This is a genomic window from Streptomyces sp. P9-A4 (assembly GCF_036634195.1).
Taxonomy (GTDB): Bacteria; Actinomycetota; Actinomycetes; order Streptomycetales; family Streptomycetaceae; genus Streptomyces.
Genome location: NZ_JAZIFY010000001.1, coordinates 3878100 through 3900220, shown reverse-complemented (window position 1 = coordinate 3900220; position 22121 = coordinate 3878100). Strand labels below are relative to the sequence as shown.

At 72.2% G+C, this 22121-nt stretch carries 22 protein-coding genes, 1 tRNA gene and 1 pseudogene; 11 read left to right on the top strand and 13 right to left on the bottom strand.

Features of this window, described 5'->3' with window-relative positions; all coding sequences use genetic code 11:
• Positions 1–97: 97 nt before the first annotated feature.
• From V4Y03_RS17455 to V4Y03_RS17420, 8 genes are all read left to right on the top strand, one after another.
• A complete protein-coding gene (locus V4Y03_RS17455) occupies positions 98–631 on the top strand; it encodes a tRNA adenosine deaminase-associated protein (RefSeq protein ID WP_317874730.1) in 534 nt (177 codons plus the stop codon).
• A gap of 62 nt (positions 632–693) precedes the next feature.
• Complete coding sequence (gene tadA / locus V4Y03_RS17450) at positions 694–1122, top strand: tRNA adenosine(34) deaminase TadA (RefSeq protein ID WP_332437209.1); 429 nt, start codon at positions 694–696, stop codon at positions 1120–1122.
• 55 nt (positions 1123–1177) lie between these two features.
• Positions 1178–1262, top strand: a tRNA-Ser gene (locus V4Y03_RS17445).
• A 450-nt stretch (positions 1263–1712) separates the two neighbouring features.
• Positions 1713–1877, top strand: coding sequence for a hypothetical protein (locus V4Y03_RS17440; protein WP_317874716.1), 165 nt, complete (start codon positions 1713–1715; stop codon positions 1875–1877).
• Positions 1878–1886: 9 nt separating this feature from the next.
• Complete coding sequence (locus V4Y03_RS17435) at positions 1887–2180, top strand: Dabb family protein (RefSeq protein ID WP_056564863.1); 294 nt, start codon at positions 1887–1889, stop codon at positions 2178–2180.
• A 223-nt stretch (positions 2181–2403) separates the two neighbouring features.
• The gene (locus V4Y03_RS17430) at positions 2404–3249 is read left to right on the top strand and encodes an RNA polymerase sigma factor SigF (protein ID WP_030318136.1); all 846 of its coding nucleotides are present in this window, start codon (positions 2404–2406) and stop codon (positions 3247–3249) included.
• Between the two features lie 235 nt (positions 3250–3484).
• The gene (locus V4Y03_RS17425; protein ID WP_332435510.1) at positions 3485–4399 is read left to right on the top strand and encodes an RNA polymerase sigma factor SigF; all 915 of its coding nucleotides are present in this window, start codon (positions 3485–3487) and stop codon (positions 4397–4399) included.
• Between the two features lie 572 nt (positions 4400–4971).
• A complete protein-coding gene (locus V4Y03_RS17420) occupies positions 4972–5307 on the top strand; it encodes a hypothetical protein (protein ID WP_332435509.1) in 336 nt (111 codons plus the stop codon).
• On the opposite strand, the gene V4Y03_RS17415 is transcribed toward V4Y03_RS17420, so the two are convergent.
• Together V4Y03_RS17415 and V4Y03_RS17410 are read right to left on the bottom strand one after the other, a co-directional pair.
• Positions 5288–5833, bottom strand: coding sequence for an alpha/beta hydrolase (locus tag V4Y03_RS17415; RefSeq protein ID WP_332435508.1), 546 nt, complete (start codon positions 5831–5833; stop codon positions 5288–5290). The two genes, V4Y03_RS17420 and V4Y03_RS17415, sit on opposite strands and share 20 nt — an antisense overlap.
• A gap of 160 nt (positions 5834–5993) precedes the next feature.
• Positions 5994–6926 carry an oxidoreductase gene (locus tag V4Y03_RS17410; RefSeq protein ID WP_332435507.1) on the bottom strand — a complete coding sequence of 311 codons (933 nt, stop codon included), beginning with the start codon at positions 6924–6926 and terminating at the stop codon, positions 5994–5996.
• Positions 6927–7099: 173 nt separating this feature from the next.
• On the opposite strand from V4Y03_RS17410, the gene V4Y03_RS17405 reads away from it, so the two are divergent.
• Positions 7100–7696, top strand: coding sequence for a TetR family transcriptional regulator (locus V4Y03_RS17405; RefSeq protein WP_332437208.1), 597 nt, complete (start codon positions 7100–7102; stop codon positions 7694–7696).
• 129 nt (positions 7697–7825) lie between these two features.
• Here V4Y03_RS17405 and V4Y03_RS17400 read toward each other — a convergent pair whose 3' ends face one another.
• Positions 7826–8053, bottom strand: a complete 228-nt coding sequence (locus tag V4Y03_RS17400) for a hypothetical protein (RefSeq protein WP_317874711.1) — start codon at positions 8051–8053, stop codon at positions 7826–7828.
• Positions 8054–8243: 190 nt separating this feature from the next.
• On the opposite strand from V4Y03_RS17400, the gene V4Y03_RS17395 reads away from it, so the two are divergent.
• A complete protein-coding gene (locus V4Y03_RS17395) occupies positions 8244–8696 on the top strand; it encodes a MarR family winged helix-turn-helix transcriptional regulator (protein ID WP_442809600.1) in 453 nt (150 codons plus the stop codon).
• A gap of 15 nt (positions 8697–8711) precedes the next feature.
• Positions 8712–10340 (top strand): annotated as a pseudogene (locus V4Y03_RS17390) (MDR family MFS transporter); the annotation flags it as partial.
• 163 nt (positions 10341–10503) lie between these two features.
• Here the strand turns inward: V4Y03_RS17390 and V4Y03_RS17385 are convergent.
• The 10 genes from V4Y03_RS17385 to V4Y03_RS17340 all read right to left on the bottom strand — a co-directional run bounded on the left by V4Y03_RS17385 (position 10504) and on the right by V4Y03_RS17340 (position 22012).
• Positions 10504–11277, bottom strand: a complete 774-nt coding sequence (locus tag V4Y03_RS17385; RefSeq protein ID WP_317874710.1) for a TetR/AcrR family transcriptional regulator — start codon at positions 11275–11277, stop codon at positions 10504–10506.
• 35 nt (positions 11278–11312) lie between these two features.
• Positions 11313–12812 carry an MFS transporter gene (locus tag V4Y03_RS17380; protein ID WP_317878917.1) on the bottom strand — a complete coding sequence of 500 codons (1500 nt, stop codon included), beginning with the start codon at positions 12810–12812 and terminating at the stop codon, positions 11313–11315.
• Between the two features lie 88 nt (positions 12813–12900).
• Positions 12901–15042, bottom strand: a complete 2142-nt coding sequence (locus V4Y03_RS17375) for an ArnT family glycosyltransferase (protein WP_332435506.1) — start codon at positions 15040–15042, stop codon at positions 12901–12903.
• Positions 15039–16310 carry a bifunctional glycosyltransferase family 2/GtrA family protein gene (locus tag V4Y03_RS17370; protein WP_332435505.1) on the bottom strand — a complete coding sequence of 424 codons (1272 nt, stop codon included), beginning with the start codon at positions 16308–16310 and terminating at the stop codon, positions 15039–15041. Before V4Y03_RS17370 ends, V4Y03_RS17375 begins: the two co-directional genes overlap by 4 nt.
• 109 nt (positions 16311–16419) lie before the next feature.
• A complete protein-coding gene (locus tag V4Y03_RS17365; protein WP_332435504.1) occupies positions 16420–17931 on the bottom strand; it encodes a sensor histidine kinase in 1512 nt (503 codons plus the stop codon).
• Positions 17932–17937: 6 nt separating this feature from the next.
• Positions 17938–18717, bottom strand: a complete 780-nt coding sequence (locus tag V4Y03_RS17360) for a response regulator transcription factor (RefSeq protein WP_332435503.1) — start codon at positions 18715–18717, stop codon at positions 17938–17940.
• A gap of 125 nt (positions 18718–18842) precedes the next feature.
• Positions 18843–19703: an amidohydrolase family protein gene (locus V4Y03_RS17355; protein ID WP_332437207.1), complete on the bottom strand. Its 861-nt coding sequence runs from the start codon at positions 19701–19703 to the stop codon at positions 18843–18845.
• Positions 19704–19740: 37 nt separating this feature from the next.
• Positions 19741–20076 (bottom strand): antibiotic biosynthesis monooxygenase family protein, encoded by a 336-nt coding sequence (locus V4Y03_RS17350; RefSeq protein ID WP_332435502.1) that lies wholly within the window; start codon positions 20074–20076, stop codon positions 19741–19743.
• A gap of 91 nt (positions 20077–20167) precedes the next feature.
• A complete protein-coding gene (locus V4Y03_RS17345) occupies positions 20168–21028 on the bottom strand; it encodes a DUF2797 domain-containing protein (protein WP_332437206.1) in 861 nt (286 codons plus the stop codon).
• A 159-nt stretch (positions 21029–21187) separates the two neighbouring features.
• Positions 21188–22012: a BRO family protein gene (locus V4Y03_RS17340; RefSeq protein WP_332435501.1), complete on the bottom strand. Its 825-nt coding sequence runs from the start codon at positions 22010–22012 to the stop codon at positions 21188–21190.
• Positions 22013–22121: the final 109 nt, after the last annotated feature.

Genomic DNA, 22121 nt, shown 5'->3' with positions numbered 1-22121 from the left:
CTCTCCTGAGGGCGTCGTTTCTGTCACGATGCCGATTGGGCGGGGCATGGAGCGCACCGCCGGATCGTCACACCTCTGATCAGTGGGAGAGAGTCAGGTGTACTTCGCCGCACTGCTCGCGCGCACCGAAGACGGGTGGGAAGCGAGCGACACGGAGCTCGACGACGTGGAGACCCTGTCGGATCTGACCGAGCTCGCCCGCGAGGCCTCGGACGACGACACGGTGATCGTCTTCATCGAGCAGGAGGACGCGTGGTTCGGGATCGTGCGGATCGAGGGTGAGGAAGACCCTCGTATCTACGTCTCGGACGGCGCCGCCGCCGCCCGTTCCTCGTACGGGGAGATCCTCACCCGGGAGATCCTCGGCGACGACGTCGACGCCCTCGTCGACGAACTGGAGTCGCTGGACCTGGACGGCACGGAGGACGGGGAGCCGCTCGACGGCGACTCGGACGACGACGAGACGACGGGGGTCGCCGCCGAGGCGGTGCCGGCCGCTCCCGTCGGCGACCGGCTGATCCTCGCGGACCTCGGCATGTCCGCCGCCGACCTGCTGGCGCTCGACAGCGACGCGCTCGCGGAGATCGCGGACGCGCTGGGGGCCGCCGAGATCCTGGAGGCCGTGCGCTAGTGGCACGTGCCGTACCCGCCGCACCTGTCCCCGATCCCGTGAGGGACCCCTGGCGGGACGCCATGCGGCTCGCCCTCGCCGAGGCCGACAGGGCCGCGCCGGCCGGTGACGTACCGGTCGGTGCCGTCGTGCTCGGTCCCGACGGCACGGTGATCGCCCGCGGCCACAACGAGCGCGAGGCGGCCGGTGACCCCACCGCGCACGCCGAGGTGCTCGCGCTCCGGCGGGCGGCCGCGGCGACCGGGGAGTGGCGTCTGACGGGGTGCACGCTGGTCGTGACCCTGGAGCCGTGCGTGATGTGCGCGGGCGCCCTCGTCCAGTCGCGGGTCGAGCGGGTGGTGTTCGGCGCCGTGGACGAGAAGGCGGGGGCGGCCGGCTCGCTCTGGGACCTCGTACGGGACCGGCGGCTGAACCACCGTCCCGAGGTGATCCAGGGCGTGCTGGGCGAGGAGTGCGCCGAGCAGCTCACGGCCTTCTTCCGCGACCGCTGACCTGCCCCGGGATACGGATTTCATCGCAGCCCGAGTTTCGGCTAAGCTCTCTCTCGGTAGCGTGTCCGAGCGGCCGAAGGAGCTCGCCTCGAAAGCGAGTGTGGGGAAACTCACCGAGGGTTCAAATCCCTCCGCTACCGCTTCGATCGAAGGGCCTGGTGCATCAGCACCGGGCCCTTCGGCGTATCTCCGGCACGTCCGGTCGGTGCGCGCACGCGAAAGGCCCCGGTCGCGCTCGGGGCGCGTGCCGGGGCCTTCTCCGTGGGGACGGGGGCTGGCGCGGGGGCTAGGACGGGGGGAGCGGCATCGGGGGGACAAGCCGCTCCCCCCGATGAGAACCGGGCCCGACAAGTCCTGCGCCGCAGTCAGGGGGGAAGCTCGCGGCGCGGACCCCGCAGTGCGGGCCGGTTCCAGGAGCCCTTCGGATTCCTGCCAGATCCTCCGGGCTCGACATCCATACTGCTCTGCCGTCACCCGTCCGGGGGTCGGCAAAAGGCCTCGGTCTCAGGGTCCTTGGTCCATAAAGCCTCGGTTAGGCTGGCGCGGTCGTACGGGCGGGGACACAGGCGGGGGAACAGGGGAGCGGGCACATGGCGCAAGCGAAGAAGGTCGTGCTGTACGCGGTCGCGGTCTTTGTGCTGTACACGATCATCAACTCCCCACAGCGGGCCGCCGACCTCGTGGGCGTAGGGTTCGAGGGCATAGCCAGCGCCGCACAGGGTGTCGGCGAGTTCATGACCGAACTCATCAACTAGGAGCCCTTCGTGATCCGCCATCTGGTCCTCTTCAAGCTCAACGACGGCGTCTCGCGCGACGAGCCCCGTGTCGTCGCCGGTGTCGAGGCGTTCCGCGCGCTCGGCGGCCAGATCCCGGAGCTGCGCTTCTGGGAGTGCGACTGGAACATCACCGACCGGCCGATCGCGTACGACTTCGCCATCAACTCGGCCGTCGAGGACACCGACGCGCTCCAGCGCTACCTGGACCACCCCGCGCACCAGGCGGGTGTAGCCCAGTGGCGCGAGTTCGCCACCTGGGTGATCGCGGACTACGCGTTCTAGACCACGGGCGTCCCCAGGACGCCGACCGGGCCCCCTGCCGTCGCGGCGGGGGGCTTTTCCGTGCGTGACCTCCCCTTTTTCCGTCAACATGCCCTCAACACGTCACTATGCGGTGCTTGCACACAGTGGACATGTCTTGTGATGCTATGACCGCTTTTGATGGATGAGTTGACCGTAGTTGACCCAATCGACCAGCAAGACCAGCCAAAGGGGTGGCGTGAACGTGCCGGCCAGTACAGCGCCTCAGGTCCCGCCCCAGCACGAGGCAGGCGGCGCGGAGACCCCTCGCCCCCGCCCCCAGAGCACCCGTGGCGCCGACACCCGTGCTCTCACCCAGGTGCTCTTCGGGCAGCTCAAGAACCTGGAACCGGGCACTCCGGAGCACCACCGGGTGCGCGGGGCCCTCATCGAGGCCAACCTGCCGCTCGTGCGGTACGCGGCGGCCCGCTTCCGCTCGCGCAACGAGCCGATGGAGGACGTCGTCCAGGTCGGCACCATCGGCCTGATCAACGCCATCGACCGCTTCGACCCCGACCGGGGCGTCCAGTTCCCCACCTTCGCCATGCCGACCGTCGTCGGGGAGATCAAGCGGTACTTCCGCGACAACGTCCGCACCGTGCACGTCCCGCGCCGGCTGCACGAGCTGTGGGTGCAGGTGAACGGCGCCACCGAGGACCTGACGACCGCCCACGGGCGCTCCCCCACGACCGCCGAGATCGCCGAGCGGCTGCGGATCGGCGAGGACGAGGTGCTCGCCTGCATCGAGGCCGGCCGCTCCTACCACGCCACCTCCCTGGAGGCGGCGCAGGAGGGCGACGGGCTGCCCGGACTGCTCGACCGGCTCGGCTACGAGGACCCCGCGCTGGCCGGCGTCGAGCACCGCGACCTCGTCCGGCACCTGCTCGTCCAGCTGCCCGAGCGGGAGCAGCGGATCCTGATGCTGCGCTACTACAGCAACCTGACCCAGTCTCAGATCAGCCAGGAACTCGGCGTCTCCCAGATGCATGTGTCAAGGCTCCTCGCCCGGAGCTTCGCGCGTTTGAGATCCGCAAACAGAATCGAGGCGTAACCGGAACGGGTAGACCGGTTCGGAGCAGTTCTGCGGCACCCCAAATGCCGCACACCCCTTGTTTCCTGCGGATATGCACCGTTGCCTTGTCGACAAGTCACTACAGCGTGTTGCCGACATGTGACATTCTGCTGGAACCGAGTTTGCCGCAGCCCCGCCGCCGGTATTCAGGTGGAAGCTGCGTTCCTCAGATGGTCGCGGCCACCGCGACCGTCCGCGACCTCAAGGGGGTGGCATGTCCACAGAACTGGGCAGCTCGAAGGTGCTCACGCTCACGCCCGTTCCCGTGCCCACGCAGACGACGGCGCCGGCCGCGACCGACAGCACGGAGACGGCCACGACCGCGCCGCCGCCGATGGTCGTCACGTCCGGAGCCCTCGACACCCGCACCCTCTCGCGCTCCCTCTTCCTGAGGCTGCGCGCCCTCGACACCGAGGGCGTCACCGCGGACAGCCCGGAGCGGACCTACGTCCGCGACACCCTCATCGAGCTCAACCTGCCGCTCGTGCGGTACGCGGCGGCCCGCTTCCGCTCGCGCAACGAGCCGATGGAGGACATCGTCCAGGTCGGCACCATCGGCCTGATCAAGGCGATCGACCGCTTCGACTGCGAACGCGGCGTGGAGTTCCCGACGTTCGCCATGCCGACCGTCGTGGGCGAGATCAAGCGCTTCTTCCGCGACACCTCGTGGTCGGTGCGCGTCCCGCGCCGGCTCCAGGAGCTGCGTCTCGCCCTCACCAAGGCCAGCGACGAGCTCGCCCAGAAGCTCGACCGCTCCCCCACCGTCCCCGAACTCGCCGCCGTGCTCGGGGTTTCGGAGGAGGACGTCGTCGACGGCCTCGCCGTCGGCAACGCCTACACCGCCTCCTCCCTCGACTCCCCCTCGACCGAGGACGACGGCGGCGAGGGCTCCCTCGCGGACCGCCTCGGCTACGAGGACACGGCGCTCGAAGGCGTCGAGTACCGCGAGTCGCTCAAGCCGCTGCTCGCCAAACTGCCGCCCCGCGAGCGGCAGATCATCATGCTGCGCTTCTTCGCCAACATGACCCAGTCGCAGATCGGCGAGGAGGTCGGCATCTCCCAGATGCACGTCTCCCGGCTGCTCACCCGCACCCTCGCCCAGCTGCGCGAGGGCCTCATCGGCGACTGACTTCCGCAAACACCTGCCCAGTTGACGGTCCGTCAGCCAGACTGGGAGGCATGAGGCGAAGGAAGCCGGTACTCGTGGCGGTGGCGCTCTGCCTCGGCGGGGCGCTGACCGCCTGTGGCGGAGGAGACGGCGAGGGGTACGCGGCGGTCGGCGCCGGCCCCTCCCCCGGCGGCGCGGCCGCCCCCTCGGGCGCGGTCACACTGATCCCCCTGGACGGGCCCACGGCGAGCGGGGACACCTCCAGCACGTCGTCGCCTTCGCCGGAGGCGGGGGCTGGGGCTGGGGCTGGGGCCGGCACAGGGTCGGGCTCAGGGTCCGGTGCGGGCTCGGGGTCGGGGTCCGGTGCGGGCGCGGCCCCGGACGCGGGTGATTCGTCCACGGCCGGGGGCTCCGGTACGGGGTCCGGCGCGGGGTCGGGATCCGGTGCGGGTACGGGGTCCGGGTCGGGTTCGGGTACGGCTCCGGGCTCCGGCGGCGGCACCGGGAGCACGTCCCCGGGTCCCGGTGCGAGCACCCCTCCCCGTACGCCCTCGACGCCGTCCACCCCGCCCGCGCCCGGCACCGGTACGCCCGTGCCGCCCGGTCCCACCCCCGCACCCGGACCCGCCCTGCTCAGCGTCTCCGCGCCCGTCCTCGCCGACGGGGATCAGCGCTGGTGCGAGCGGGTCACCGTCACCATCCGGAACAGCGGGGGCACGGCGGCCCGTTCGGGCACGGTCACCTTCGCCACCCACGTCATCGGCGCCCTCGGCGTCGACTGGGCCACCCTCACCTCCACGCAGCCGCTGACCGCGCCGATCGCCGCCGGGGCGGCGCGGACGGAGACGTACACCGTGTGCGTGGACTCCTGGCGGGTGCCGCTGGGGATGCGGATCGACACCCGGGCCGTCACCGCCGCAGGGCGGTGAGCAGCGCCTCCGCGAACTCCGCCGGGTGCTCCGTGCAGCCCAGGTGACCGCCGGGGAACTCCGTCGTGCCGACACCGGTCAGCTCGGCCGGCCGCGCGGCCGGTCCGACCAGCGGCTCCTGACCGGCGGACGTCACGCCGACGCCCAGGACCAGCTTGTCGGCGGTGGCCCGCAGCCCGTCGGTCTCGGGGGCGGAGGAGGAGAAGGGGCACAGCATGTGCTCCAGGAAGAACGGCATGTTGGCGGTCATTCGCCCAGCCATCTCCCTGATTCTCGGGGGGAGTTCGGTCGGCTCACGGTGACGCTCCTCCTCGGTGGGCCCGCCCCCGCCCTCGGCCCCGCCGCCGAGGCCTTCGGCGAACCGGGCCGTCGCGGGGCCGACCCCGGCCGTCCGGGCCGGCTCGCGCACCTCGGCGAAGAGCGCCTGGTGCGGGGCCGGTTCGGCCAGCAGTCCGAGAAGGGGCGGCTCGTGGGCGACGACCCGCCGCAGCCGCCCGGGGTGGCGGGCGAGCAGGCCGAGCGCCACGATCGCGCCGGAGCTGCTGCCGAAGACGTATGCCTGATCGCGGAATTCCTAGAGCACCTAGGCAGAAAGCTGGCGGTCCCAGGTTCGAGTGGGCCGGGAATTTCCGCCAGGCCGTGGCTCGGGGAATCGGTGGAGGCGGCAGGGCCCGGCCCCGGGCGGCTCAGTGGCCGAGGAAGCGGACCCCGGTCAGCCCCTCCGAGAGCTCCCACAGCCGGCGGCCCGTTCCGGGGTCGGCCGCCGCGTCCGAGAGACGGACGCGGGTCGGGGTGCCGCGCAGCTCCCCCGGGCCGTCCGGGCCGATGAACTCGCCGCCCGCGAGGCCCGGTTCCGTCGCCGCGTACAGCTGCGGCAGCGCGCCCCGCTCCGGGCGCTGGGCGAGCAGCGGGTTGCCGATGCGACCGAAGACCAGTTTGGCGAGGCCGGAGGTGTCCCGGGTCTGGAGCCGGGTCGCGGTGTAGCCGGGGTGCGCGAGCACGCCACGGACCGGGCTGCCGGTCGCGGTCAGACGGCGGTGCAGCTCCTGGCCGAAGACGGCGTTCGCGAACTTGGACTGGTTGTAGAAGGCCATGGGTCCGTAGCCGTGCTCGCCGGTCAGGTCGTCGAAGTGGAGGCTTCCCTGCCGGTGGTTGATCGAGCTGACCGTGACCACCCGGGGGTCCCGTCCGGCGGCGAGCAGATCGAGCAGCAGCCCGGTGAGCGCGAAGTGGCCGAGGTGGTTGGTGGCGAACTGGAGCTCGTGGCCCTGGGGGCTCAGGGTGCGGGGCGGCGCCATCACGCCCGCGTTGTTGATGAGGACGTCGAGGCGCGGGTGCTCCTCGAGCACCCGGCCGGCGAAGGCGCGTACCGAGTCGAGGTCCGCGAGGTCCAGCGGGCGTACGGCGAGGAGGTCCGGCGCGACTCCGTCCGCCGTGAGCCGCTCGACGGCCCGGCGGCCCTTCTCCTCGTCCCGTACGGCGAGGATCACGCGCCCGCCCCGGAGGGCGAGCTCCCGGGTGGTGGCGAGGCCGAGGCCGCTGTTGGCCCCGGTGACGAGGAAGATCCGCCCGGTCTGGTCCGGGATCCGGTCGGCGGTCCAGCGCTGCTTCTTGGTCATGCGGCACACGTTGCCGTCCGTGTCACCGAGTGTCAAGCATGCTACTTGGTGCCGTGCGGGACACCGCGTACCATTCCCGCGTGAACACCCGCCCCGAAAACGGCCCTGTCGCAGACACCGGCACCGGTCCCGCCACCGGCTCCGTCTCCGGTCCCGCCGTCGCTCCCGCGAGCCTGGCCCAGCGCAAGCGTCAGCTGGTCGCGACCGAGCTGACCGAGGCGGCCCTCCAGCTGCTCGCCCTCAAGGGGTTCGACGCGGTCACCGTCGACGAGATCGCGACCACCGCCGGGGTCTCCAAGCGGACCTTCTTCCGGTACTTCGCGTCCAAGGAGGACGTGGTCGTCCAGTTCCTGGCCGGGATGGGCGCCGACATGCGCGCCGGACTCGCCACCCGGCCCGCCGGGGAGCGCCCCTCCGAGGCGCTCCTGCACGCGGTCTCCGTCCCCCTCACCGCCTGCGGGGACCACGCCGAGCGCGCCCTGCCGGTGGTCCGGCTGATCCTGCGGACGCCCGCGCTGCTCGCCCGCCTCCTGGAGCACCAGGCGCGCTGGCGCGAGGAACTGACGGCGGAGCTGGGGGAACGCCTGGGACGCGACCCCCGGACCGATCTCCGCCCCCGGCTGGCGGCGGGCATGGCGCTGGCCGCCTTCGACGCCGTACTGCACCGGTGGAGCGACGGCGAGGAGGCGGAGAGTACGGAGGACCCGGGCGCGCTGATCGCGGAGGCCTTCGCGGTGCTCGCACCGGCCCTGGACCCGGCGGCCCCGTAGACAGAGGGCCGCGGCGGCCCCGTAGGAGGGGCGTGGCGGCCCCGTAGGCGCATCCGAGAAGAAAGAAGGGTGGGCCGGGTCCGCTCGGCGCGGATCCGGCCCACCCCTGGTTCGGGAGCGGACGGGCGGTCAGCCCAGGGCCAGCCAGGCGACGGCCGCCAGGACGACGATGACGGCGACCACGCCCACGATCAGACCGACCTTCGGGCCGCCCGAGGTGGCCACGGCCTGCGGCTGCTGCCGCTGCGGAGCCCCCTCGTCGACGAAGGCGCGGAACATCTGGGTGTTGCCGGCGGGGTCGTAGGAGCCCTCGGGGCCCTGGCCCTGGCCGTACGGTGCTTGGGGGTTGTGTGCCATGGGTCAGGACCCTAGCGAAGTACGGGTGGCGGGCCCAAGCCCCGTACCCCCGCCCCCGCACGAGAGGCCCGAGCCGGCCCGACGCGCCCGCCTTTACCGATTCTTTAGCGCCGTTTGACCGATTTAGTTTGCCTGGAGCAACCATCCATCTCTATGGTTGCCCTAAGCAACAACATCGATGGGGTGTCCGATGGAATCACTGGAACGAGGCAGTCTCTACGAGAACCTCGCCCGCCAAGTGAGCGCCATCGGAGCCGTGAAGCGCGGACTCGCGCGGACCCTGCCCGCCGAATGCCCCGGCGGATCCGCGATCGTCCTCGCCCTCCTGAACCACCACGGCGACATGCGGATGGGCCGGGTGTCCGAGCTGATGGCCGTCGACATGTCGGTCAGCAGCCGCCACGTGGCCCACACCGTGGACCGCGGCTGGGTCGAGCGACTGCCCGACCCCGCCGACAAGCGCTCCCGCATCCTCCACCTGACCGGGGCGGGCGAAGACATGCTCGCCGTCCTCGACCGACGGCTGACCGACATGCTCGCCCGCACCCTCGCGGAGTGGTCCGACGAAGACGTCGAATCGCTCACCACCCTGCTCGCCCGCCTCCGCGATTCCTTCGGGGACTGCCGGGCCCACCACGCTTGAGAACGAAGGAAGTTGATGGCTACCACCACACCGGACACGGGTGTGCGCGGCGGGAGCGCCAAGCAGGGGGACACCGTCTCCGGCGGCGCCCCGATGACACACAAGCAGATCATGGAGGCGCTGTCCGGGCTGCTGCTCGGCATGTTCGTCGCCATCCTGTCCTCGACGATCGTCTCCAACGCCCTCCCCCAGATCATCTCCGACCTGGGCGGCGGCCAGTCCGCCTACACCTGGGTGGTCACCGCCTCCCTCCTGGCGATGACCGCGACCACCCCGCTCTGGGGCAAGCTCGCGGACCTCTTCTCCAAGAAGCTGCTCGTCCAGATAGCCCTGATCATCTACGTGGCGGGCTCGATCGTCGCCGGTCTCTCGCAGAGCACCGGCATGCTGATCGCCTGCCGGGTCGTCCAGGGCATCGGCGTCGGCGGTCTGACCGCCCTCTCCCAGATCATCCTGGCCGCGATGATCGCCCCGCGTGAGCGCGGCCGGTACAGCGGCTACCTCGGCGCGACCTTCGCCGTCGCCACCGTCGGCGGCCCGCTGCTCGGCGGCGTCATCACCGACACCGAGTGGCTCGGCTGGCGCTGGTGCTTCTACGTCGGCGTGCCGTTCGCGATCATCGCGCTGCTCGTCCTGCAGAAGACCCTGAAGCTCCCCGTCGTGAAGCGCCAGGTCAAGGTCGACTGGGCCGGTGCCTTCTTCATCAGCGCCGCCGTCTCCCTGCTGCTCGTCTGGGTCACCTTCGCGGGCGACAAGTACGACTGGATCTCCTGGCAGACGGCCGCCATGGTGCTCGGCTCGATCGCGCTCGGCGGGATCTTCGTGCTCGTCGAGTCGAAGGCGAGCGAGCCGATCATCCCGCTCCGCCTCTTCCGCAACCGCACGATCACCCTCGCCTCGCTCGCCTCGCTCTTCGTGGGTGTAGCGATGTTCGCCGGCACGGTCTTCTTCAGCCAGTACTTCCAGCTGGCGCGGAACGAGTCGCCGACGATGTCCGGCGTCCTCACCATCCCGATGATCGCGGGCCTGTTCGTCTCCTCGACCGTCTCCGGCCTGATCATCACCAAGACCGGCCGGTGGAAGGCCTGGCTGGTCAGCGGTGGCGCCCTCGCCGCCGGCGGCCTCGGCATGCTGGGCACGATCCGCTACGACACGACGTACTGGCACATCGCGCTGTTCATGGCGGTGCTGGGCCTCGGCATCGGCATGATGATGCAGAACCTGGTGCTCTGCACCCAGAACCAGGTGGCCCCCGCCGACCTCGGCGTCGCCTCCTCCGTCGTCACCTTCTTCCGCTCCCTGGGCGGTGCGATCGGTGTCTCGGCGCTCGGCGCGGTCATGGCCCACCGGGTCACGGCCTACGTCAAGGAGGGCCTGACCGAGCTGGGTCCGAAGGCGGCCGGCGCCATGGGCAACGGCGGCGGTGGCGGCATCCCCGACATGGACAAGCTGCCGGCCCCGATCCGCACGGTCATGGAGGACGCGTACGGGCACGGCGTCGCCGATGTCTTCCTCTACTCGGCGCCCTTCGCGCTGCTGGCCTTCGTGGTGACGCTGTTCATCAAGGAGGTCGCGCTCAAGAGCAACTCGGTGAAGCCGGACGAGACGTCCGAGCCGGCCGACGCGAAGCCGGTGACGGCGGAGGCCTAGAGGTCTAGAGGCCGGGAGGCCTGGAGGCCTGGAGGCCGGGTGGTCTAGAGGCCGGGTGGCCTGAAAAAGCTCCCGGCCGCGCTTCGAGCGGAGGCGCGGCCGGGTCCGGTACGGAGCGGCGGGCAGGGGACGGCCCGCCGCTCCGTCATGTCCGCCGTCAGATGTCCCCGGCCTCGCGCGCGACCATCGCCTCGATGCCGGCGACCAGGACGTCCAGGGCGTAGGCGAAGTCCCGGTCCCAGACGGCGGTGACGCTGCCCTGCGAGGCCCGCTCGTCGAGCATCTCCTTCATGCCCCCGGCCTGCTCCACGAACTCCGGGTCGTCCCGGAAGGCCTTGATCGCGTCCACGTAGAACTCGTCCTGCGACATCCCGGCCTCCGCCGCGCGCCGGCCGAACTGGGACTCGATCGTCCCGTAGCCGTACACGAACTGGAAGACCGCCGACATCGCGCTCGGCTGGCGGTCCGGCGAGAGGCCGGTGTTCCGGATCGCCCAGTGGATCTGCTGGCCGACGGCGATCGCGTTCGGGCCGATGTTCAGGTACTGGCCCGCGCACGGCGACATCCACGCGTGCCGGACCAGCATCCGCCGGTATTCAAGGGCGAGTACGCGGATCCGCTCCCGCCAGTCCCCCGCGGCGTCGACGGCCGCGAGGTCGAACTCGCCGTAGACGCTGTCCATGGCGAACTCGATGATGTCGTCCTTGGTGTCCACGTACCAGTAGAGGGACATGGCCGTGACGCCCAGCTCGGTGGCGAGTTTGCGCATTGAGAACTTGGCGAGGCCCTCCTCGTCGAGCATCCGGATCGAGGCGGTGACGATCCGGTCCCGGTCGAGCCCGGCGGGACCGCCACCGCTGCGCGTGGTCCTCCGCTCCAGCCAGACGCTGGAACGCGCCGGGTTCTTGGCCCGATCGGCTGCCTTGACCATCGCGTTCCTCCGTCTGTCAGCGGTCCGACACCATGCTAGGCAGCGACCGGCTGCTCGGGGCGCACGGCCTTCTCCGTACGCTCGGCCCTCCTGAGCAGGGCCGCCGCGACCAGACCGCCCGCGAAGACGGCGGTGGCGCCCACCAGCTGGCTGGTCTGGAGGCCGGAGGCGAAGGCGTCGGCGATCTGCTGCCGCTCGGCGGCGCCGCCGGCGGCGGCCAGGGCGGCGGGGAGCGAGGTCGCGGTGACGGCGACCAGCGCGGCGAAGCGGGCGTTGAGGACGGCGCCGAGGACGGCGACGCCGAGGCCGTTGCCGAACTCGGCGAGGGTGCCGTTGATCCCGGCGCCCACGCCCGCCTTCTCCGGCGGGATCGAGCTCATGATCGCGTTGGCCATGGCCGGGGAGGAGACGGCGATGCCGCCGCCCATCAGGACCAGGCCGAGCAGCATGCCCGCGTAGCTGCCGTCCGTGCCGCCGCCGAGCAGCGCGATCGAGGTGAGGCCGGCGGCCACCAGGGTCATGCCGAGGACGACGGTCGGCGGGGTGCCCAGCTTCATGACGATCTTCGGGCCGATGCCGGTGAGGTTGAGGCCGACGATGGTCAGCGCGAGCGGCGCCATCCGCAGACCGGCTTCCAGGGGCTCGTAGCCGAGCACGAACTGCAGGTGCTGGGTGAGCAGGAAGAGCGAGCCGCCCATGCCGAAGACGACCAGGATCGAGCCGCCGATGGCGCCGATGAACTTCTGGTTCCGGAAGAAGTGCATGTCGAGCATCGGGTACGGGGTGTGCAGCTCCCACAGCGCGAACGCGCCGAGACCGAGCACACCGACCACGGCCGGGACCAGCACCTGGGCGGAGATCCAGCCGTGCTCGGGGCCGCTGATGATCGCGTACACGACGGCGGTCATGCCGATGGTGGAGAGCAGCGCGCCGAGCAGGTCGGGGCGCTCGCCCTGGGGGTTCTTGGACTCCGGTACGAGCTTGAGGACGGCGACGAGGGCCACCACAGCGACCGGGATGTTGATCAGGAAGATCATTCCCCACCAGAAGTGGTTCAGGATCACGCCGCCGATCAGCGGGCCGCCGGCGAAGCCGAGCGAGGCGACCGTGGACCAGAGCGCGATGGCCTTGACCCGCTCCGATTCGTCGAAGATCTGCATCACGACGGCGAGGGTGGTGGTCATCAGGAGCGCGCCGCCGACGCCCATGCCCGCGCGGGCGGCGATCAGCTGGGTGGTGGAGTCGGCGAGGCCGGCGGCGAGCGAGCCGAGGCCGAAGAGCGCCAGACCGGTGGCGAGCAGCTTCTTGCGGCCGTAGCGGTCGGCGGCGTTGCCGGCGGAGAGCAGCAGGCCGGACTGGACGAGCGAGTACGCGTTGATCATCCACTGGATGTCGGTGGTGGTCGCGTGGAGTTCGGAGGTCAGCGAGGGGATGGCGACGCTGAGAACGGTGTTGTCGAGCAGGACGGTGAGCTGGGCGAGACAGATGACGCCGAGGATCAGCCAGCGCTGTGGGTGGCCGCCGGTAGCTGTCATGGAGGGGACTCCTTATACGGTGTACGAGGCCGAGACTCGTACACCGTACAAGGACTCTCTTACGCTGTATAGGGATTTGTTTTCCGGGCTACTTCTCCCGCGTCAGGTCGTAGAAGGTGGCGCCGCCGACCGTGACCTTCTGGAAGGTCTCCGCGACCCAGGTGGAGATCTCCGAGTTGCCGCCGCCGGGACCGCCGCCGCCCGTGCGACCGCCGGTCTCACCGCCGCCGCCCTCACCGCCGCCGATGAAGTAGTGGATCCGGCCCTCGGCGACGTACCGCTTGAACTGAGCGAGCGTCGGGGACGGGTCGCTGCCGTTGAAGCCGCCGATCGCCATGACCGGCTTCTCGGTGGCGAGCTGGTAGCTGGCCGCGTTCTGGGCGCCGACGGTGGCCGCGACCCAGGTGTAGTCGCCGGCGTCCGCGAGGAGCGCGGCCTTCGCCTGCGCACCGACGCTCGCGCCGTTCAGGAGACCGCCCATGCCGCCGGCGCCGGGGCGCTGGTTGCCACCGGGGCCGAAGGCCTCCGGGACGGCGCCACCGGGCGGGGTTCCGGCGGGCATCCCGCGCCCCTGGCCCTGACCTCCGGGCAGCTGGCCGCCGGGCATCTGGCCGCCCTGGCCTCCAGGGATCCGGCCGCCGGGCATACGGCCGCCCTGGAAGCCTGGCGGCATCATCCCGCCGCCTTCGAACATCCGGCCGCCACCCGGGCGGCCGCCCATCGCGGCTCCCGCCGGGCCCGCCGTCACGATCGAGCCCTGGTGCCCGGAGTCCACCGTCGCCAGGGTGTACGCGAACGGCCCCGCGAGCCCCGCCGCCAGGCCCAGGCCCGCGGCCCCGAGCCCGATCCGCCGGTCCACCCGGCCCGCGAACAGCAGCCCGAGCGCGGCCACCGCGCCCGCCGCCAGGACCGCCCAGCGCAGCCACGGCTGCCACTCCGGCGTACGCCCGAGGAGGGCCCAGCCCCAGTACGCGGTCACCGCCACCGTCACCGCGAGGGTCACCGAGGCGAGCGGCCGGGTGCGTTCCTCCCAGAGCACGGCCGCGCCCATGCCGACGAGCGCCGCGAGGTACGGGGCCAGGGCGACGGTGTAGTACTCGTGGAAGATGCCGGCCATGAAGCTGAACACGGCGAGCGTGATCAGCAGCGAGCCGCCCCACACCAGGAACGCCGAGCGGGCCGTGTCCGTACGGGGCGCCCGCCAGGTCACGACGAGCCCCGCGACGAGCAGGATCAGCGCGGCCGGAAGCAGCCAGGAGATCTGGCCGCCGACCGAGTCGTTGAACATCCGGCCGATGCCGGTCTCGCCCCAGCCGCCGCCCTGGCCACCGCCACGACCGCCACCGCCGACGCTGCCGGTCTCGTTGCCGTTGATCCGGCCGAGGCCGTTGTAGCCGAAGGTCAGCTCCAGGAAGCTGTTGTTCTGCGAGCCGCCGACGTACGGGCGGGAGGACGCGGGCCACAGCTCCACCAGGGCCACCCACCAGCCCGCCGACACCAGCATCGCGAGCCCGCCCAGGGCGAGCCGGCCGAGCCGCCGCCCGAAGCCGCCGGGCGCGCACACCAGGTACACGAGGGCGAGCGGCGGCACGATCAGGAACGCCTGGAGCGTCTTCGCGAGGAACGCGAAACCGAACGCCACCCCAGCCCACACCAGCCACTTCGCCGCGCCCCGGTCCCGCTCCAGGGCGCGCAGCACGCAGTACACGGCGACCGTCATGAGCAGCGCGAGCAGCGCGTCCGGGTTGTTGAAGCGGAACATCAGCGCGGCGACGGGCGTCAGCGCGAGCACCGCGCCCGCGAGCAGACCCGCGCCCGCGCCGAACCTCCGCCGGACGGCCGCGTGGAGCACGGCGACCGTGCCCACGCCCATCAGCACCTCGGGCACCAGGATCTGCCAGGAGCCGAGGCCGAAGAGGCGGACCGAGAGCGCCATCGGCCAGAGGGCGGCCGGCGGCTTGTCGACGGTGATGGCGTTGGCCGCGTCGAGCGAGCCGAAGAAGAAGGCCTTCCAGCTCTCGCCGCCCGCCTGGACGGCCGCCGAGTAGAAGGAGTTGGCGTAACCGGAGGCGCTCAGGTTCCAGAGGTAGAACACGGCGGTCACGGCCAGGAGGCCGAGGAAGGCGGGCCGGACCCAGGGCGCGTCGTCGGCGCGACCGCGCAGCAGACGGGCGGCCCGGCCGCTTCCCGGCGCGGCAGAGGCCGGGGCGGGGGTGGACACGATGGTCATCGTTCGTTCCTTGTGGTGTGCCGCTCGGGGAAGACCCAGAGCCGGAAGAGGAGGAAGCGCAGGACGGTCGCGGCGAGGTTGGCGACGACCAGAACGGCGAGTTCGGTCGAGTGCGCGGGGTCGCCCGTCGCGGCGCCGAGGGCCGCAAGCGAACCGCTGGTCAGCGCCAGGCCGATGGCGAAGACGACGAGCCCCTGCGCCTGGTGGCGGACGGCCCGGTCGCGGCCCCGCACGCCGAAGGTGAGCCGCCGGTTGGCCGCCGTGTTGGCGAGGGCGGAGACGAGGAGGGCGCCCGCGTTGGCGAACTGCGGGCCGACACCGAGCCGGAAGGCCGAGTACAGGGCGAGATAGAACAGCGTGGACAGCACCCCGACCACGCAGAAGCCCACCAGCTGCCGGGCGAGCCCGCCCGGCACCCCGCTGAGTTCACGGTCCCGGGGGTCGTCACCGAAGGGCCTGGCCAGCCGGTCGAGGGGCAGCGAACCCGTCGCGAGGGCCCTCCCCACCCGCCAGACGCCCTTCAGGTCGTCGGTGGCCGTGCTGACGATGTGCACGGTCGAGTCGGGGTCGTCGACCCAGTCGACCGGCACCTCGTGGATGCGGAGCCCGGCCCGCTCGGCGAGGACGAGCAGCTCGGTGTCGAAGAACCAGCCGGTGTCCTCCACCATCGGCAGCAGCCGCTCGGCGACGTCCCGCCGTATCGCCTTGAACCCGCACTGCGCGTCGGAGAACCGGGCGGCGAGCGAGCCGCGCAGGATCAGGTTGTACGCGCGGGAGATGAACTCCCGCTTCGGCCCGCGCACCACCCGCGAGGAGCGGGCCAGACGGGAGCCGATCGCCAGGTCGGAGTGGCCCGAGATGAGCGGGGCGACCAGCGGCAGCAGGGCGTTGAGGTCGGTGGAAAGGTCGACGTCCATATAGGCGAGGACGGGCGCGTCCGAGCCGGACCACACCGTCCGCAGCGCCCGCCCGCGCCCCTTCTGTTCGAGGCGCACGGAGCGCACCTCGGGCAGCTCGTCGGCGAGCCCGGCGGCGACGGCGGGAGTGCTGTCGGTGGAGGCGTTGTCGGCGACGGTGACGCGGAAGCCGTACGGGAAGGTCCGGGAGAGGTGTTCGTGGAGCCGGCGGACGCACGGCTCCAGGTCCTTCTCCTCGTTGTAGACGGGGATCACCACGTCGAGGACGGGCCGCCCGGCGGCGCTCACCGGCAGGTGTTCGCGGGTGGGGAGGGCGCCGGACGTGGGCCCCGCGATCGTTGGGGTTCGCATGGAAGGACCCTCGCCAGGACCGCTGTCACGGCTGTGTGACGAGGCTGTGGGCCGCCTGTGAGTGCGTGTCAGGAACCGCGTTCCACGGAGAAGCGCGCCGGAAGCCCGGTCAGCGGGGATGCGCGCCGGAAGCCCGGTCGGCCGGGAGCCGGACGGTGAACACCGTCCGGCCCGGGGCGCTCTCGACGCTCACCTCGCCGCCGTGCGCGAGCACGACAGCCCGGACGATGGCGAGGCCGAGGCCGGTGGAGCCGGCGTTGCGGGAGCGGGAGGCGTCGCCGCGCGCGAACCGCTCGAAGACGGTGGGCAGCAGGCCGGACGGGATGCCGGGACCGTCGTCCTCGACCTCCACCGTCATGGCGCCCGTTCCCGTACGGACCCTCGCGGTGACCTTCGTGCCGGGCGGGGTGTGCGTACGGGCGTTGGCGAGCAGGTTCACGAGGACCTGGTGGAGCCGGGCGCCGTCCGCCCTTACCGGAGTCCCGCCGTCCTCGGGCAGTTCGAGGCTCCAGTGGTGCTCGGGCCCGGCGGCGCGGGCGTCGCTCACCGCGTCCACCACGAGCGGGACGAGATCCGTGGTCCCGTACGAGAGCGGGCGACCGGCGTCGAGCCGGGCGAGCAGCAGCAGGTCCTCCACCAGGCCCGTCATCCGGGTCGCCTCCGACTCGATCCGGCCGAGCGCGTGCCGGGTGTCGGGCCCGCACTCCTCCCGGCCTCGCCGTGTCAGCTCCGCGTACCCCCGGATCGAGGCGAGCGGGGTGCGCAGCTCATGGCTGGCGTCCGCGACGAACTGCCGGACCCGGGTCTCGCTCTGCTGACGGGCGTCGAGGGCCGAGTGGACGTGGTCGAGCATCCGGTTGATGGCCGCGCCGACCTGTCCGACCTCGGTCCGTGGGTCGGCCTCCGTCTCCGGGACCCGCTGATGGAGCGCCACCTCACCGCTGTGCAGCGGCAGCTTGGCGACCTGACCGGCGGTGGCGGCGACCCGCCGCAGTGGCCGCAGGGCGACCCGGACGAGCACGGTCCCGGCGAGCGAGGCCGCGAAGAGCCCGGCGCCGGTGACGCTCAGCTCGACCAGGACGAGGGTGGAGAGGGCGTCCTCGACCTCGGTGAGCGGGATGCCGGTGAGGAAGGTGCCGTGGCTGCCCTCCGCGTACGCGACCCGGTAGGAGCCGAGGCCGCCGGGCAGCTCGACGGTGTGCGGCTCGCCGTCGCGCGGGACGGCCGCGAGCACGGCCCGCTGGGCCTCGTCGAGCGCCTTGGTGGGGAAGCGGGGCCCCGTCCCACCGCCCCCGCTCTCCTCGGTGGAGTACCCGGCGTAGGAGACGCCGGTGTCGGTGACGACGGCGCCGACGGTGCCGATCGGGACCCCGGGGCCGCCGAGGAAGGCGAGCGGCTCCCGGTCCCGGACCGGATCGGGCAGGGGCAGGACGGCCGGCGGCCCGGCGGCCCGCTGCGAGAGACCGTCGACCTGCTCGTCGGCCTGGTCGTACAGGTACGAGCGGAACGCGATCGTCGTGACCGTGCCGATGACGGCCGCGACGACCGCGATCAGCGCGACCGCCGAGACGACGAGACGGGTCCGCAGCGACCACGGCCGCCGCCCTGCACCTCGGAACACCGGTGGCTACTCCCCCGGCTTGATCAGGTATCCGGCCCCGCGCCGGGTGTGGATCATCGGGGCGCGCCCCGCGTCGATCTTCCGCCGGAGGTAGGAGATGTAGAGCTCGACGACGTTGGCCTGGCCGCCGAAGTCGTACGACCAGACGCGGTCGAGGATCTGCGCCTTGCTGAGCACCCGCCGCGGATTGCGCATGAGATAGCGCAGCAGCTCGAACTCGGTCGCGGTCAGGTGGATGGAGACCCCCTCCCGGGTGACCTCGTGGCTGTCCTCGTCGAGGGTGAGGTCGCCGACGACGAGCAGCGACTCGCTGCGCGCGAGCGCGGCCCCCGACCTGCGGATGAGGCCGCGCAGCCGGGCCACGACCTCCTCCAGGCTGAAGGGCTTGGTGACGTAGTCGTCGCCGCCCGCCGTGAGCCCGGCGATCCGGTCCTCGACGGCGTCCTTCGCGGTCAGGAACAGCACCGGTACGTCGGGCAGCTCGCGCCGGATCCGCCCGAGCAGGCTCAGCCCGTCGACGTCCGGGAGCATGATGTCGAGGATCACGGCATCGGGCCGGAACTCGCGTGCGGTGCGCAGGGCCCCGGCCCCGTCGCCCGCGCTGCGCACCTGCCAGCCCTCGTACCGCAGGGCCATCGAGAGCAGCTCGGCGAGCGAGTCCTCGTCGTCGACGACGAGGACCCGGACGGCGGTTCCGTCGGCCCGGAGCAGCTCGGCGCGGGTGCCAGTACGGGCTCCGGTGCCGGTGCTCGTGCTTGTGCTCGTGCGGTGTGTGGTGACGGTCATGGGCCCACGCTGTCGGGCGCCGCTGAGAGGCCTCTTGCCCTTTCCTGTGAATTCCCTGAGAAAGGCCCGGGGCGGTTCAGGGGTTCCGGGGCTCAGCGGCCTCAGGGGCACGGCGGCCTCAGGGCTCAGCGTTTCACGTGAAACAACGCGGCCCCGTTCTCGTACAGGACCGCCCGGAGCCAGTCGTCCCCGAGCCCGAGGCGTTCCAGGGCGTGGAGCTGGTGTACGTACGGATACGGGATGTTCGGGAAGTCGGAGCCGAGGAGGATCCGGTCTCCGAGCTCCACGAGCCGCTTGAGTTCCCGCTCGGGGAAGGGTGCGAGCCGCTCGCTGAAGTCGGTGAAGGCCATGGTGGTGTCGAGGTGGACGCCCTCGTACCGCTGGGCGAGATCGAGGAACTCCCCGTACTCCGGCATCCCCATATGGGCGACGATCACGCGCAGTCGGGGGTGGCGGGCGAGCACCCGCCCCATCGGCCCGGGGCCGGTGAAGGCACCCGGGGTGGGTCCGGAGCCGCAGTGCACGACGACCGGGGTCCCGCTGTCGGCGAGGGTGCCCCACACGGCGTCCAGCAGGGTTTCGGCCGGGTCGAAGCCGCCGACCTGGAGGTGCACCTTGAAGACCCGGGCACCGGCTGCCAGCGCGTCCCGGACGTATCCGTCGACGCCCGGTTCGGGGAAGAAGGTCGCGGTGTGGAGGCAGTCGGGGGTACGCGCGGCGAAGTCGGCGGCCCAGGAGTTCAGCCAGGCCGCCATGCCGGGCTTGTGCGGGTAGAGCATCGCGGTGAAGGCGACCGCGCCGAACCCGCGCAGGAGGGCGAGCCGACGGTCCTCCTCCTCGCGGTAGGTGATGGGCCACTCCAGGCCGGTCAGGGGACCGACGGCGTCGAAGTAGGCCCAGACCTTGTCGAGGACGTTCTGCGGCATGAAGTGCGTGTGCACGTCGACGAGCCCGGGAATCCCGAGCCGGTCGAGAAGAGCCTTGATGTCACTGCCCTCACTGCTGTGGCCGCTCTGGCTGCTGTCACTCGCGCTCAAAGCTGTAACTCCGCTCGACCTTGCCGATGTGGACGCTGTAGCTGTCGTACCAGTGTTCCCGCCCGTGCGCCTTGGCCGCCTGGTGCCGGGTGTCGAGCCGCCAGGCATCGAGCGCCTCCAGGTCGCGGAAGTAGGCGACGGTGATGCCGATGCCGCCGGGGGTCCGGGCGGACTCGTAGCCGAGGAACCCGGGCACGGCACCGACCACCTCGCGCAGTTCGGCGGCCGTCTCGGCGTATCCCTCGGGGGCATCGGGCCGGACGGAGGTGAACACGGCTGTGTAGTAGGGCGGTTCGAGGCCCGCCACCAGCTGGGGAGTCATGCGATCACCCTCGCGGGACGGGGCCGGGGATGTCCACGGCGCCCGGGGAAAGGGATCCAAGTCTTTACGCGGTGGCGGCGGGGGCACCGCGTCAGAAAAGCTCTCCCTGCGCGCTCGGGTCGACGGCGGGCGCCACGTCCGTCACGGGGACGGAGAAGGCGGCCCCCTCCCCCGCGCTCCGGAGCGCCCACCCGCCCATCAGCCGCGTGTCCAGGGCGAGGCAGCGCCCGTCGGGGGCGAGCAGATGCAGATCGGGCCCGGCGGCGGCGAGCAGCCGCCCGGTGACGACACCCCCGTCGACGAGCTCGGCGACGGTACCGGCGAGCGGCGGCAGCCCGGTGAGCCCGAAGGCCCCGGCGTGGTCCTGCGGTGCGAAGTCCAGCGGTTCCAGGGTCTCGGTCCAGCCGCCGACCGCACGGGCGCGGAGGTACAGCTCCTCGACCTCCCGGGCCCGGTCCCCGGCGGGCGGCAGGGCGTGCCGGGCCGCCCGCTTCCGTTCGTACGCCACCCGGTCGGGGACGCCGAGCGCGTGGCGCAGGACCTCCTCGGTACGGCGGGCGGCCATCAGCGGCCCCCGCCCGAGCCAGCTGAAGGTGACGGCGCCCTGTTCGAGGAGGCGGGCGCCGCCCCGGGCCTCGGCGGTGATGCCGACCTTGGTCATGCCGGGCCCGAACCAGGCCAGGTACACCCGGTAGGGCTGCGGATCGTCCAGGAAGGTGTCGGCGGCGACGGAGTGGGCCCGATCGAGCCGAGCGCACTCGGGGCAGCGCCCGCCGGTGGCCCGTCCGGGGACGGCGGCGTGCACGGGACAGGGGTTCCCCCGGGCGCCGGGGCAGCGCCGGATGCCGACGGCGCGGAAGGCGAGGTCCTGCCCGTAGGTGAGGGCGCTGACCCGGCCGCCCCGCCAGCGCAGCCCGGGGGCACCGCCGGCCCAGGTGATCCCCCGGCACATCCACTCCACGCCCGTACGCCTCCCTGCGCCCACCGGAGGTCCAGTCTCCGCCACGCCCGTACATCTCCCTGCGCCCACCTGCGGTCCGGTCTCCGCCACCTCCGATGCGGTCCCCGGCGCCCCCGCCCCGAACGGTCCGGGCTTCCCCGCCCCGCGGGCTCAGGGCAGGACGTAGATACGGGCGCCGTCCGCGTCGGGGCTGCCGACCTCGCGCATGCAGCCGCGTTCGAGGAGGAGCCGTACGCAGTCCCGGACGCGTTCGCCGGAGAGCCCGGTGCGGCGGGTGACGTCCTGCGGCCGGTAGCGCACGCCGCCCCGGATGAGGGCGGGGGCGAGGCAGCTCGCGACGGTCCGCACGTCCCCGGTGATGGCCCAGGAGTCGACGAGTGCCTGCGGGGTGAGGGCGACGGCGGCGCCGGTGCGCTGACGGGGCACGGCGAGCCTCTCAAGGGAGTCGGCGACCCTTGAGAGGCTGCGCCGGGTCTCGCGGAGCAGTTCGGCGTACTCGTCGCGCTCGGCGCAGGAGGAGGCCTGCTCGTCGAACCGGCCCTCCAGGCGTACGAGGACGTCCAGGAGCTCCGGGGGCAGGACGAACCCGGCGTGGACGGGCGAGGGTTCGAGGTCGTAACGCCCGTCCCGCTGGACGGCGGCCACGACTTCGGCGGTCCAGGCGCGGAAGGGCGCGGCCTCCGGTCTTCCGCAGACCGCGACGAGCTGGACGAGCCCCTGGAGGCTCACCATCCGCGCCGAGGCCCTGATGCCGCACCGGCGGAGGAACTCCTCGTCGCCGGCCAGCTCCCGGGCGGACGCCAGGCAGGCCTCGGGCAGGGCCACCGTGCGCAGCGCCTCGCGGGTCCCGGCGTACCCGAGCTGTTTCGCCACGTCCACCACCGGGAACCAGTGGGCTCCGCCGGGCGCGGTCAACCGCCGCAGGGGCCCGCCGGTGGCGACGTACGCCAAGTCATCGATGTCGATCGCGTCCATCGATCATCACCTCCGCCACGCAAGCTAGGCCGAGGGCATATTCAACTGACATGCAAATCAGACAGGTTCACCCAAAAGGGGAGGCTTGCCGGGGATTCTCCCCCCCCAC